General features: G+C 69.7%; 9 protein-coding genes. 3 read left to right on the forward strand and 6 right to left on the reverse strand.

Annotated elements, in window-relative coordinates:
• Positions 1-78 precede the first annotated feature (78 nt).
• A complete protein-coding gene (locus tag JOL79_RS16240) occupies positions 79-843 on the reverse strand; it encodes a trans-aconitate 2-methyltransferase (protein WP_210156662.1) in 765 nt (254 codons plus the stop codon).
• Between the two features lie 80 nt (positions 844-923).
• Here JOL79_RS16240 and JOL79_RS16245 point away from each other — a divergent pair, with 80 nt between their 5' ends.
• Together JOL79_RS16245 and JOL79_RS16250 are read left to right on the forward strand one after the other, a co-directional pair.
• A complete protein-coding gene (locus tag JOL79_RS16245; RefSeq protein ID WP_210156663.1) occupies positions 924-1,448 on the forward strand; it encodes a MarR family winged helix-turn-helix transcriptional regulator in 525 nt (174 codons plus the stop codon).
• Between the two features lie 347 nt (positions 1,449-1,795).
• The gene (locus tag JOL79_RS16250; RefSeq protein ID WP_210156664.1) at positions 1,796-3,385 is read left to right on the forward strand and encodes a trypsin-like serine peptidase; all 1,590 of its coding nucleotides are present in this window, start codon (positions 1,796-1,798) and stop codon (positions 3,383-3,385) included.
• A gap of 677 nt (positions 3,386-4,062) precedes the next feature.
• Here the strand turns inward: JOL79_RS16250 and JOL79_RS34025 are convergent.
• The 5 genes from JOL79_RS34025 to JOL79_RS16275 form a co-directional block, all read right to left on the reverse strand.
• Positions 4,063-5,532, reverse strand: a complete 1,470-nt coding sequence (locus JOL79_RS34025) for a trypsin-like serine peptidase (protein ID WP_230984900.1) — start codon at positions 5,530-5,532, stop codon at positions 4,063-4,065.
• 803 nt (positions 5,533-6,335) lie between these two features.
• Entirely contained in the window at positions 6,336-7,703 is a 1,368-nt protein-coding gene (locus JOL79_RS16260; protein ID WP_210156665.1) for an HNH endonuclease signature motif containing protein, read from the reverse strand.
• Positions 7,704-9,028: 1,325 nt separating this feature from the next.
• Entirely contained in the window at positions 9,029-10,867 is a 1,839-nt protein-coding gene (locus JOL79_RS16265) for an ABC-F family ATP-binding cassette domain-containing protein (RefSeq protein WP_210156666.1), read from the reverse strand.
• 12 nt (positions 10,868-10,879) lie between these two features.
• The gene (locus JOL79_RS16270; protein ID WP_230984901.1) at positions 10,880-11,857 is read right to left on the reverse strand and encodes a 4-(cytidine 5'-diphospho)-2-C-methyl-D-erythritol kinase; all 978 of its coding nucleotides are present in this window, start codon (positions 11,855-11,857) and stop codon (positions 10,880-10,882) included.
• A gap of 60 nt (positions 11,858-11,917) precedes the next feature.
• Entirely contained in the window at positions 11,918-12,577 is a 660-nt protein-coding gene (locus JOL79_RS16275; RefSeq protein WP_210156667.1) for a TetR/AcrR family transcriptional regulator, read from the reverse strand.
• Positions 12,578-12,692: 115 nt separating this feature from the next.
• Here JOL79_RS16275 and JOL79_RS16280 point away from each other — a divergent pair, with 115 nt between their 5' ends.
• Entirely contained in the window at positions 12,693-13,298 is a 606-nt protein-coding gene (locus JOL79_RS16280; protein WP_210156668.1) for a TIGR03086 family metal-binding protein, read from the forward strand.
• Positions 13,299-13,319 lie beyond the last annotated feature (21 nt).

Here is a 13,319-nt window from a genome sequence, read left to right on the forward strand (position 1 = left end):
CGGAGTCAATGATCAGCGGCGAAAGCCCTCGGTTGCCCGACGTCGTTCTGCATGGTCATTCGCACGTCATTCGCACGGTCATTCCGTACGCCTGGCGACCACGAAGATCCGCCGAAACGGGAACGGCGTGCCGTACGGGCGCTGCGGATACGCCTCGCGCAGGACCCGGGCGCAGTCCCCGAGGAACGCCTCACGGCGGCCGGGGGCCAGGCGGTCGAGCATCGGCCGCAGGGCGGTGCCCTTGATCCATCCGAGCACCGCGTCGCCTCCGGCCAGCACGTGGACGTAGGTGGTCTCCCACGCGTCGACCGCGCAGCCGAGCCCGGCGAGCAGTCCGACGTACTCGGCGGGGTCCCCGACCGGCGTCCCTCGCGGCAGGTCGCCGAGCTCGTCCCGCCAGGTGGTGCGGCACAGCTCCCGGATCGCGGCGTGACTCGGCGCCGCGAAGTTGCCGGGCACCTGGAAGGCGAGCCAGCCGCCCTCCGTCAGGTGACCGGCCCACCGGGACAGCAGCTCGCGGTGCTCCGGCAGCCACTGGAGAAGGGCGTTCGAGACGATGACGTCGACCGGCCGGGGCGGGCGCCAGTCGCGGACGTCCGCCACCTCGAAGGAGGGGCCGGCCGGCGGGGCGGCGAGCATGGCCGGGGAGGAGTCGACACCGTGCACCGCCGCCGTGGGCCAGCGCTCGCACAGGGTGGCGGTCAGTTCGCCCGTGCCGCAGCCGAGGTCGGCGACGTAGCCGGGAGACTCGGCGCGCACCCGGCTCACCAGCTCGAAGAACGGGCGCGACCGCTCCGCCGCGAAGTGGTTGTATACGGCCGGTTCCCAGAAGTCGGCGGCCATCCATCCCTCCAACTATCTTGACGTCAAGATAAGGCATATCGCCACAGATATCTCGATGTCAAGACAGCTAGACTCGGGGCATGACCCAATCACGACCCGTCGAGGACGAGGTGGACCGGCTGGTCGCGGCCTGGCGGCAGGAGCGTCCCGATCTGGACGTGACCCCACTGGAGGTACTGAGCCGGGTGTCCCGGCTCAGCAGGCACCTGGAGCGCGAGCGGCGCGCCGCGTTCGCCGACCACGGCGTCGAGTCGTGGGAGTTCGACGTCCTGACGGCCCTGCGCCGGTCGGGCGAGCCGTACGAACTGAGCCCCGGCGCCCTGCTGCGCGCGACGCTGGTCACCTCGGGCACGATGACGAACCGGATCGACCGCCTGACCGCCGCCGGGCTGGTGGTCCGGCGCCCCGATCCCGAGGACCGGCGCGGCGTGCTCGTCCGGCTCACCCCCACGGGCCTGGAGCGAGTGGACGCCGCGTTCGCCGACCTGTTGCGGCGCGAGCGGGAACTGCTCGCCGGTCTGGGACAGCATGAGCAGCAGGTCCTCGCCGACCTGCTGCGCACGCTGCTTGTCCCTTTTGACGCCTCCGACAGTGGAGTGCAGTAGCCTCTGCCCCGCGCGATCGCGTCCACACCCGATCCGCCGCCCCGATCACCCGGCCGGATCTGACGAGGTGACGGCCGCTTCCGGTTTCGGTCTCCCGTTGTGATTCGGCTCACACAGGAGAGAAAACGGTCCCTTACCCGCTGTCACGGCGCCCCGCCGGCGAGTGGTGTTGATCAGGGAGAACACCGGGACCAGGCCAGAGGCACACTCACAGGTTCACAGCCGTCTGCCCCAGAACGCTCAGGATTCTCCTACTTTCCAAGGTTTTTCTCAGATAACTTGCTTCACGTTCCTTTACTGACGCTTGAGGCGCAAGTGACGCCTCACGACAGACCAGGGAGATCCTGTTGAAGCGCTCGCTCGCTCTGGGCGGTATCGCGGCCGGCCTCCTGGCCTCCGCGGTGGTCGCCACCCCCGCTCACGCCTCTGACTCCATCCACTCCGTGGCCCTGGCCAACACGCCCTTCGCGGCGAAGCAGGTGGCCAGCTTCTGGTTCTCCGAGCACATGGCCAACCTGGTCAACGCGACGCCGTACGACGTCGAGACCAAGGTGAACGCCAAGCACGTGTCCGGAGGCGGCCCGGCGGCCAGCACCAAGCCGGGTACCGTGCCGGCGATCGGCGACGAGAAGAAGAGCACCTCGACGTCGAAGAACGTCAACCTGCCCAAGACCTCGGGCAAGGTGTTCTTCATCGGCGGCGACGGCCGTCCGCACTGGTGCACCGCCACCTCTGTGCAGTCGCAGTACCACAACCTCGTGGCGACCGCGGGACACTGCGTGTACGACACGGAGAGCAACCGCGAGACCCTCGACAAGTGGGTCTTCGTCCCCGGCTACTACCAGGGCAAGACCCCGTGGGGCATCTACGTCGGTAAGACGGCGTTCACGCACTACGACTACGACGTCTACGAGGACGGCGACCGCGACTACGCGTTCGTGACCGTCTACAACGGCGTCCTGCCGACCAGCGCGGGCGTCGACACCTACGAGAAGGTGTGGCAGACCAAGTCGCAGGCGTGGCGTGACAAGTTCCGCCTCGAGCACGACAAGACGACGGTCTGGTCGAAGGTCGAGATCACCCCCGTCCCCGGCAGGCGTCTCGTCCCGGTGGGCACCCCCGAGTCGAAGAAGTTCCAGATCTCGCTCTGGGACTTCAGCAAGGCCAACTTCGGCAAGGACCCGAAGGGCGACGGCCCGTTCGACGCGCGGACCGGCGTCGACACCCGCGAGATCCCGGCGTTCGTGTACCGCTCGAACCGCGACTCGTACTACGACGCCAAGACCCAGACGCTCTACTTCCGGACGAAGGTCGAGAACCAGCCTGCCCCGGTCGCGAGCCCGAGCCCGAGTGCGAGCGCCTCGCCCACCGCCAGCGCCTCGCCCACCGCGACGCCGACCGTCGAGAGCATCCCCAACCAGGGGCCCGCGTACAAGTACTTCAAGCGGACCTTCTGGGGCAACTACGACGTCGACTACAAGGTCAGCGGCAAGGTCTTCGGTATCGGTCTGAAGGACGTGGGTCGCCTCGGTGACAACGTCGGTGGTCAGGGTCTGGCCTACAACCAGAAGATCGGCAGCTCGGTCTTCGTGTTCGGCTACCCGAGCGGGTCGCACCCGGACGGCAACCACGCCTACACCGGCAAGACCCTCAAGTGGTCGTACGGCAAGACCTTCAAGGCCTCGTCCTCCGCGATCAAGGCCGAGGAACTCGTGGGCGTGAAGTCCTCCTTCACCGGTGAGGGCTCCATCGGTTCCTCGTGGCTGCTGCAGTACAAGACCTCGCGTCGTCTCGGCTACCTGAACGGCGTGACCATCGGTGTCTCCGACACCGACAAGAACGGCCGCATCGACACCAGCGTCTCCCCGTACTTCGACGGCGAGACCTACGGCGTCTACAAGTCGGCCGCGTCGCTCTGGTCCGGGAAGATCGTCTGATCTGACCGCTCGTAGCACCTGATTCACGGAAGGGCCCGGCATCCAGCCGGGCCCTTTCGCGTCTCGGGCGCTCTCCCCCGTCCCGGGCGTCCCGGCGTCTTGGGTGTCCCGGGCGTGCGAAATCTTTGGCATCGTGAGTGTCCGGGTGTCTCGGCGTCCCGGACGTGCGGGATCTTGGATCCCGGCGTGTCGCGGGCTGTCGGTCGCGGGCTGTCGTCAGTGCCTTCGGTGCTTCCTGCGTCTTCCGTGTGCTTGGGACTGCTGGTGAGTGACCACCTTCCCGGCCCCGCACGTCCCAGCCACCGCTCCCCGCTACCGCTACGGCTGCCGCAGTGGTCGTAATAGTCCTAGTGGCGGTCGCAGTGGTAGTCGCAGTGATCCCTGTGGGCTCTGGTACTCATCGGTCTCGACGTGCATGCCGCTCACGTAGCGGCGGCCAGAGCGGTCGACGGCCTCCCGTGCTGCTCGATTCACACATCGCACGTCGGCAGATGGCTCCCCGCCTGCGCCCGGGCCCGGACAGCCCACCCGCCGCCCGGGTCGCGCGTCGACGAGATCGCCGGCCTGGAGGCTCCACACGGGTCACGATCGGCGGTCTGTCCCACAAACGAGCTGTCCCACAAACAACGAAAAGGGCCCGGCCAAGAGGCCGAGCCCTTCCGTCAGGTCAAGAAAGATCAGACGATCTTGCCGGACCAGTTGGCCTTCGCCGCGCTGTAGACGCCGTAGGTCTCACCGTCGAAGTACGGGGAGACGCTGGTGTCGATGCGGCCGTTCTTGTCGGTGTCGGAGACACCGATGGTCACGCCGTTCAGGTAGCCGAGACGACGCGAGGACTTGTACTGCAGCAGCCACGAGGAACCGATGGAGCCCTCACCGGTGAAGGAGGACTTCACGCCCACGAGCTCCTCGGCCTTCATCGCGGAGGACGAGGCCTTGAAGGTCTTGCCGTACGACCACTTGAGGGTCTTGCCGGTGTAGGCGTGGTTGCCGTCCGGGTGCGACCCGCTCGGGTAGCCGAACACGAAGACCGAGCTGCCGATCTTCTGGTTGTAGGCCAGACCCTGACCACCGACGTTGTCACCGAGGCGACCCACGTCCTTCAGACCGATCTGGAAGGCCGGCCCGCTCAGCTTGTAGTCGAGGTCGACGTTCTTCCACGCGTTGGTCTGCTTCCAGACGTGGCGGTCGTCGCCGAACTTCTTGTCGTAGCGGGTCTTGCCGTCCTGCGTGACGTAGGGCAGCGGCTTGTTGGCGATCTCCGGAGCGTACTTCGAGATCTCGGTCTGGTCGAAGCCGACCTTGTGCATCGCAAGGTTGCCGCCGTTGAGGGCGCCACCCAGGTCCTTGAAGGTCGTGGCGACCTTCTTCGAGCCCGGGGTACCGAACGGCACGAGGTCGTTGGTCTCGATGGGCATGATCGAGAGGTGCGACCCGACCGTGGACGGGCTGCTCTCGATCTTCGCCTGCTCGGCCTTGGCCTCAGCCTCGGTCTCGAAGACCTGGGAGTAACCGCCCGACGCGCTGGTCGGCAGGACGCCGTTGTAGACCGTCACGAACGCGTAGTCGCGGTCGCCGTCCTCGTAGACGTCGTAGTCGTAGTGCGTGTAGGCGGTCTTACCAACGTAGATGCCCCACGGGGTCTTGCCCTGGTAGTAGCCCGGGACGAAGACCCAGCGGTCCAGCGTGGCCTTGTTCGACTCGGTGTCGTACACACAGTGGCCAGCGGTGGCAACCAGGTTGTGGTACGTGGACTGCACGGAGGTGGCGGTGCACCAGTGCGGCTTGTGGTCCGCGCCGACGAAGAACACCTTGCCCGTGGTCTTGGGCAGGTTCACGTTCTTCGACGTCGAGGTGCTCTTCTTCTCGTCGCCGATCGCGGGCACGATGCCGGGCTTGCTGTCCGGAGCCGCGCCACCCGTCGACACGTGCTTCGCGGCGACCTGGGTCTCCACGTTGTACGGCGTCGCGTTGATCAGGTTCGCCTTGGCCTGTCCGTACCAGAACGACGCGACCTCACGGGCAGCCATGTTGGTGCTGGCCAGGGGCACGGCCTTGGTGTCGGAGTCAGCGTGAGCGGGCGTGGCGACGACGGCGGCGGCGAGCAGGCCCGCCGAGATCCCGCCGAGGGCGAGGATGCGCTTCAAGGTTTTCTCCCTGGTCTGTCGTGAGGCGTCACTTGCGCCCCATCCGTCAGTAAAGGAACAGCCAGAAAGTTATACGAGAAATCAGGGGGATTGCTGCTTATCCCCGGTTTAGTTCTGCCAGGCCCCTCACCGCACCTCGCCGCCGCCGCCGAACCGTTCCTGAACGTCCGCTGTGTTTCCCCTGATCCCAAAGGGAACGGTGCAACGATCTTCACGGAGTGTGACGATCCGCATTCGATTTCAATGTGACGAAGGTCACACTCCACGGACGAAACCGTAAGGGCACCCGGCGACGTCTGAGATGCCCTCCAATGCGGGTCTGGGGCACCCCGCCGTACCGCTTGAGGGGCTCTGCCCATGGAGCCGGCGACCCCCAAAGCCCCCCAGCCCCACCGAATGAGAGCCCGCCCGACCGCGGGCCAACTATCCCTGGCGCGCCATCCGTGGGTCAGGGGTTGAGGGCCCCGGCAGCTGGGCCCCGTAGCTGGGAGGCCCGGCAAGTGGGAGGCACGGGGGCCCAGCAGCTGGAGGTCGAAACCGAGCCCTGGCAGCCGAGCGCCCCGCAGACCACCAGGGAACCGCGCCAACGGACACGCCGGCGCACCACTCGGCCGGGCCGATGCCACAGCTCATGGCCAGTCGCAACTCGTGGCCAGTCGCAACTCATGGCCTGCCCCGGCTCGTGGTCGGCCCCGGCGCCGCCGATACCCGCGCTCAGACGCGAGCAGCCCAGCTACCGCGCCGACGGGGGCACGGTAGCTCTGGCCGTGACGCGAAGCGGCCGTCGAGGGCCCGTGGAGAGGCTATGTCGGAGGTGACACGCCCTTGGAGTGCGAAGGGCCACGGCCCCGGAATCCGGGTTCATACCTGCGGCGATTGGGGTGGTGGAGGAGGGTCCAGGTGCCGTTGGGGTTGCGGCGAATGGTGTAGCGGTCAGGGTGGGAGAATTTGTCGCGGTTGTGGAAGGTGCAGGCGGGGGCGAGCAGGTCGAGGTTGGTGACGCCGTCGTCGATCCAGCCGTGGACGTGGTCGACCTCCGCCATGTCGGCCGGGATGGGGCAGCCCTGGCAGTAGCAGGTGGCGTACTGCGCGAGCAGGGCTTTGCGCTGAGCCGGGGTGGCCAGCCGCACCGAACGCCCCATGTCCAGAACCTGACCCTTGGCGTCCATCACCAGCCGGGTCAACCGTGACGTCCGCGCCAGGCGGTGGACGTCGCTGACCGGCAGCAACTGCCCGGTGGCGACGAGCAGCCCGGGAGCAAGCCGGTCCGGAGCGTGACCGCAGGTGCGACACGCGTCAGCCCGCCTCTCGGCATCGTCAGAACCCGCACCATGGTCGGGCTCTGCGGCACGGTTGGGACGCGCGTCGCCACGACCCGCCTGCTCGCGGGCGTCCTCGGGGGGAGCGCCCTCGGGGGGAGCGCCCTCGGGGGGAGCGGCCTCGGGGGGAGCGGCCTCGTCGCTTGGACCGTCTCGGCCCGCGCCGACCACGCCACTTGCCTCGCCAGCGCGCCCACCTGCCATGCCGGGCATGCCGCTTGCACCCGGTGACGTGTCCGGACCGGGGCTCTGCGTGCCGGTGGGTGCGAGGATGTCGTCGGGGATGGACTCGGCGCGGACCATGACGACGAGTTCGGTGGAGACCTTCTCGCTCAGCAGGGCCGAGAAGGCGTCTGCCTGCCGGACCCGTAGCGGCCGGTCGTCGTCCTTGTCCTTCGGGCGGGCGTAAGAGGTCAAGAACGCCCGCAACCGGGCCGCCGCCTCCCGCGGTAGGCGGAACTCCCCCTCCATCCCGCCGGTGCTGGACGGGCGGACCAGCAGGAACCGGGACGCGTAATCGTCCTCACACTCCTCGACCAGCGCGCCGGGGTCCAGGATCTCCCGGATGTACCGGCCTGCCTTGGCCACCTCCGCACACGACGCGCTGTCGGACAACTGCACCAGGATCGGCTCGGCCTCCGCCGCCTGCGCGTCGGTCAGCTTCGCCGTCACCGTCGTGATGGCGTCCACCGCTCCGCCGGACAGGGAACCATCCGCGTAGCGGCCCTTCACCAGAGGAAGACGCGCTACCTCACCGGAAATCCGCAACCACCGCGCCGCCTGCGCACCCGTCATCCCCGGACCACGCCGCACCACCACCGGCACCCCCTGCACGCCAGGCACCCCCTGCACGCCAGGCACTCCCGGCGTCCCCGGCGTTCCGGGCGTCTCGGCGCCCACCTCCGCCGCACCTGTCGGCGGCCCGGGAACGCCCGGCACCCCAGCGCCGACCTCCGCCGCCTCAGCCGCAGCGGCACCCCGTGCAGGCGTGCCCGGCGCGGGAGCGTCCAGCGGAGACGCAGCCGGTGCGGGCATGCTCGGACCAGGAATGCTCAGATCAGGGATGCTCGATCTGCCAGAGCGCAGCCATGAAGCGGTGGAGGCATGCCCATACGCCTTGGCCTCACCGGTGACATGCACCTGATGCAACTGCGCCACGAACACCGAACTCAACAGATCTATCGCTTGAATCAGCTTCTCAACCGACGGCAAACACACCGCCGCACCGTCTTGCCGTTGCCTACACGCCATCCGAGCGGCCAACTCCAGCACGACGTCCACATCACCGGCCACATCACCGTCCACATCACCGGCCATGTCACCGGCCATGTCACCACCCGTGCCACCGGCCGCAGCGCTGGCCGACTCACCGGCAGCGTCGCCGACAAAGCCGCCCACGCCACCGTCCGCGCCACCGCCCGCGCAGCCCGCAGGGGCATCGGCACCGCCACCCGAAGCACCGCTCAAAGCGCCGCCCGAAGGGTCAAGCTCCGGCACCGACGTGCTCACCGCCCGCTCCGCCCCGTCGCCCAACTGGCCCGCCGGCCGCCCACGAGAGGAAAAGCGAGGATCCAGACACGTCCCCGCAAGCAGCGGCGGGACCCCGCCCACCGGCACGCCCACTGGCACGCCCACTGGCACGCCCACTGGCACTCCATCCACCGGAACACGGCCAGCCGGTCCAGAAGAGGCGTCATCTCGCCCCGCACCGAGGCCCGCGGACACCGCGACGCCGTCAACGTCACCGGAGCCGCTGACTCTGACGGCACCAGCGCCATCAGCGCTGCCGGCTCCAGAGTCACGAACCGCCGACACTGGAACACCCCCTCCCCACCGCCAGTCCGATCGCGTGTTCGACACACTACCGACCGTCACCGACATTTTCCGGGGGGCCGTCCTGGCTGTGGAAAACCCTGGAGCCGTGTCTTCGGCGGAGGCGGCGGAAGAGCGCGGGCCGCGCCTTCTGGCCGTACAGGATCGCGGCCGTACAGGATCGCAGCCGTACAGGATCGGAGCCGTCCCGGACAGGTGCGTGAAATGCCGGGGTCGGGCGTGAAGTTCCAGTGAGGGAACCAGGAACACAGGGCCCAGGAACACGCCAGCCCAGGAACACCGGGGCCCAGAAACACCGGCCCAGGGACGCTATCAGGAAGACGGCGCCCCGGGAATCACAGCTTCTAGGACTCCAGGCGTTCGGCCAGAGTCATCCATTCGAGCTCGGCCGACTCCTTCTGGGACGCGATCTCCCGCAGCTCCCCGTCCAGCGTGGCCAGGCGTTCGAAGTCGCTCGCGGCCTCGGCCATCTGGGCGTGCAGCTTGGCCTCGCGCTCGCCGAACCGCTCGATCTGCCGCTCCAGGCGGTTGAGCTCCTTCTGCAGCTCCCGCAGTTCCTTGGCGGACGGGCCATTCCCACCGGACGCACCCGCGCCACCCTCAGAACCAGACGATGCCGGAACCGCAGCGGACGAAGACGACGAGGAAGACGAAGAGGCAGCGGCGGCTCGGGCCGACAGGGCGGCGCCGGCGGCCCGGCGGTCCAGATACTCGTCGACCCCGCCCGGCAACATGGAGAGCTTGCCGTCGCCGAGCAGCGCGACACAACGGTCGGCGACCCGTTCCAGGAAGTAGCGGTCGTGGCTGACGACCACGAGCGTGCCCGGCCACCCGTCGAGCAGGTCCTCCAGCTCGGTCAGGGTCTCGATGTCGAGGTCGTTGGTCGGCTCGTCGAGCAGCAGCACGTTCGGCTCGTCCATGATCAGCCTGAGGAACTGCAGTCGCCGGCGCTCTCCACCGGACAGGTCGCCGACGACCTTCCACTGCGCCTCACCCCGGAAGCCGAGGCGTTCGAGCAGCTGGGACGCCGACCACTCCTTCTTCCCCACCTGGACGTACTTGCGGATCTCCTCCACCGTCTCCAGCACCCGGCGGGTGGGGTCGAGCTCGCCGAGCTCCTGGGAGAGATGGGCGAGCCGCACCGTCCTGCCGCGCACGAGCTTGCCGGAGTCGGCGCCGACCGTGCCGGACAGCAGGCGCAGCACCGACGACTTGCCGGAACCGTTGACCCCGATCAGGCCGATACGGTCACCGGGCCCGAACTGGAAGGTGCAGTGGTCGAGCACGAGCGGCCCGGCGCCCGGCCCGCCCGCGTGAACGGTCACGTCCTCCAGGTCGAAGACCGTCTTGCCGAGCCGGGCCGAGGCGAACCCGAGCAACTCGACCGTCTCCCGCGCCGGCGGCTCGTTGGCGATCAGCGCCTCGGCGGCGTTGATCCGGAACTTCGGCTTGGAAGTGCGGGCCGGCGGGCCACGCCGCAGCCAGGCGATCTCCTTGCGCATCAGGTTCTGCCGGCGTTCCTCCGCGGCCTGCGCGATCCTGGCCCTCTCGGCCTTGGCGAGGACATAAGCGGCGTACCCGCCCTCGTAACGCTCGACCGCGCCGTCGACGACCTCCCAGGTGCGGGTGGAGACGGCGTCGAGGAACCAGCGGTCGTGGGTGACGACGAGCAGGGCCGACCTGCGCTGGGCCAGGTGCCCGGCGAGCCAGGCGATGGCCTCGATGTCGAGGTGGTTCGTCGGCTCGTCCAGGATGATCAGGTCGTGCTCGCCGATCAGCAGCTTCGCCAGCGCGGTGCGGCGGCGCTCGCCTCCGGACAGCGCACCGGCGGGAGACGACAGGTCGATGTCGCCGAGGAGATTGGCCAGGATCTCCCGGATCCCGGCGTCTCCGGCCCACTCGTGCTCGGCCCTGCCGTCCAGCACCAGGTCGCGTACGGCGGCCTCGGGGGCGAAGTCGTCCCGCTGGGACAGCACACCCACCCGCAGCCCCCGGTTGTGGGTGACGCGCCCGCCGTCGGGTTTCAGCTCGCCCGCGATGATCGAGACGAGGGTGGTCTTCCCACCGCCGTTGCGGCCGACCACCCCGATCCTGTCCCCCTGCTCCAGACCGAGGGAGACGTTCGTGAGCAGCGGCTTGGGCCCGAAGGCGTGGGAGACCGACTCCAGATTGACCAGGTTCATCGCGCGTAAAGCCTATCCGGCCGGTGCCGCCCCCGGGACGGGCCCGAACGCGGTGACGGCCCCCCGGCACCCCTCCGCGTCCTTCAGCCCGGCGGCCAGCGCGCCGGCGTGCTCGGCCGACTCGGCGAGGAACGCGCAGGTCGGCCCCGAGCCGGAGACGATGGCGCCAAGCGCCCCGGCGTCGCGCCCCACGCGCAGCGTCGCGGCCAGCGAGGGACGCAGCGCGAGCGCCGCAGGTTGCAGATCGTTCGAGAGCGTACGGCCGAGGGCCGGGGCGTCTCCCTCCCGGAGCGCCGCCAGCAGGGGCTCACTCACCCGCGGCCACGGCACGGCAGCCCCGGCCTCCGCCCGGAGGCGGTCGCACTCGCCGTACACCCGGGGGGTGGACAGACCGCCGTCCGCCAGCGCGAACACCCAGTGGAAGACCCCGGACGTCTCCAGCGCGGTGAGCCGCTCTCCCCGGCCGGTGCCGACCGCCGTGCCGCCGAGCAGCGCGAACGGCACGTCGCTGCCGATGTCGGCGCCGATCTCCATCAGATCGGGCAGCGGCAGGCCGAGCCCCCACAGCTCGTTGCAGGCGACGAGCGCGGCCGCGGCGTCGGCGCTGCCGCCGGCCATGCCTCCGGCCACCGGGATCGTCTTGCGGATCAGCAGGTCTGCCCGGTAGGAACGGCCGGCCCGTGCGGCCAGCGCCGCCGCCGCGCGGACGGCGAGGTTGTCGTCACTCGCCGGCACATCGGCGGCCCACTCCCCCTCGACCCGCACCCGGACCGGCCGGTCCGCCGCTCCCGCGCGATCGGGCTCGGCGGCGGTGACCTCGTCGAACAGCGAGACGGCGTGAAAGACGTTCACCAGGTCGTGGTAGCCGTCGTCGCGGAGGGGCCCCACCGCGAGCTGGAGGTTGACCTTCGCGGGGACCCGTACGGTGACGCCACCCATCACCGGCCCCCCCGCGGGCGCTCCGGCGGCTCGTCGCTCAACTCCAGCCATGGGACCCGAGCCTAACGGGGCCCGGGACCCCGCCCGCACCTTCGCGCCGGCCGGTGCGCGTCAGGCGTTCCCCTCGGAACGGCGCCAACGCCAGTTGAGCTCCCCGGGAGCCGGAGGCGGGCCAGGAAGGGATCCCGCGCCGGGGGCGGCCATGCCGTCGAGCAGCATCGCGAGGTGGCGCCTGCGCAGTTCCCTGGTGCGGCCTGGGTCGGGGACACGGATCGCCGCGCACGCTTCGAGGAGCAGGCCCACGTCGTCGGCGACGATGTCCCGCCGGAGGCGTCCGGTCGCGGCCGCGCGCTCGACCAGCGACGCGCTGAGAGCACCGGCCCTCTCGGCGTCCTGCCTCATCTCGGGGGTCGAGGTGAACGTGCCGGCGAGGTGGACAGTCAGCGAGTGCACGTCGGCCTCGACGATTCGCCCCAGAAACCGGGTGAACGCGGTCCATCCGTCCGGCTCCGCGTCCGCCGCCTCCGCTTCGGCGACGAAGCGGCGCAGTCCGTCGTGGCACAGGCGGCGGAGCAGGTCCTCCTTGCTCGCGTACCGGCGGTAGAGAGCGCTCATGCCGACCCCCGCCCGTTCCGCCACGGCCGCGACGGGAGCCGTCGGATCCCGCAGGAACACTTCCCGCGCGGCGTCGAGGATGAGTGAGTCGTTACGCGCGGCGCGTCCCCGGCGGGCCGGAGGGCCGCCCGCATCCGTGGTCTCGGTCTGCGTCATGTCGTCCAGATTAACAGTGGAACGGATTGTTCCGTTCTGCTAGAGTGAACGTAGAGAACGGAACATTCCGTTCCGCAATCTGATGCCACCAGAGACCGACGAGAGGGGCCGGACCATGAGCGAGAACACCGTGGCGAACTGGCGGGCGTTGCTGGACGGAGCCCACGAGGGGCTGCGCCGCGTCGTGGCAGGGATCGGTGTGGACGGATGGGACCTGCCCACCCCGTGTGAGAAGTGGTCGGTCACCCAGGTGCTGCAGCACGCCGCCGGCGACCAGGCGGCGTTCACCGCTGCGGTCACCGGGGGTGCGTGGCCGTCTGAGGACCCGTTCTCCCCGTCGGGCCACATCGACGGCGACCCGCTCGCCTACCTTGCGCGGATCCTGGAGACCTCCGCCGCGGCCTGGGCAGAGGTGGGCGACGAGGACGAGCAGGTGCCCACGCCGCTTCCCCAGGGCGTGCTGCCGGCGTGGCTCGCCTCCGGGGCGTGCGCGATGGACGCGGCCGTCCACGCCTGGGACATCGCGGTGGCCACCGGGCAGCCCTCGCCGCTGTCGGAGGATGCCGCCCGATCCCTCAGGACGGTCGCGATCGCCATCGTGGAGCCGCTGCGGGCGTACGGCGCGTACGCCCCGGCCCTGGACCCCGCACCCCAGGCCGGCGAAGTGGAGACCCTGCTCGGCTTCCTGGGGCGCCGCGCGGACTGGACCGCCGCGGAGTAGTTCCCGGGCGCGCGCGGCTGG

It is taken from the genome of Microbispora oryzae, from assembly GCF_017896165.1.
GTDB lineage: Bacteria > Actinomycetota > Actinomycetes > Streptosporangiales > Streptosporangiaceae > Microbispora > Microbispora oryzae.

What these genes read in the sequence shown, in the direction of transcription:
- JOL79_RS16240 (WP_210156662.1), bottom strand. Translation starts at nt 843, where the DNA reads ATGGCCGCCGACTTCTGGGAACCGGCCGTATACAACCACTTCGCGGCG.
- JOL79_RS16245 (WP_210156663.1), top strand. Translation starts at nt 924, where the DNA reads ATGACCCAATCACGACCCGTCGAGGACGAGGTGGACCGGCTGGTCGCG.
- JOL79_RS16265 (WP_210156666.1), bottom strand. Translation starts at nt 10,867, where the DNA reads ATGAACCTGGTCAATCTGGAGTCGGTCTCCCACGCCTTCGGGCCCAAG.
- JOL79_RS16270 (WP_230984901.1), bottom strand. Translation starts at nt 11,857, where the DNA reads ATGGCTGGAGTTGAGCGACGAGCCGCCGGAGCGCCCGCGGGGGGGCCG.
- JOL79_RS16275 (WP_210156667.1), bottom strand. Translation starts at nt 12,577, where the DNA reads ATGACGCAGACCGAGACCACGGATGCGGGCGGCCCTCCGGCCCGCCGG.
- JOL79_RS16280 (WP_210156668.1), top strand. Translation starts at nt 12,693, where the DNA reads ATGAGCGAGAACACCGTGGCGAACTGGCGGGCGTTGCTGGACGGAGCC.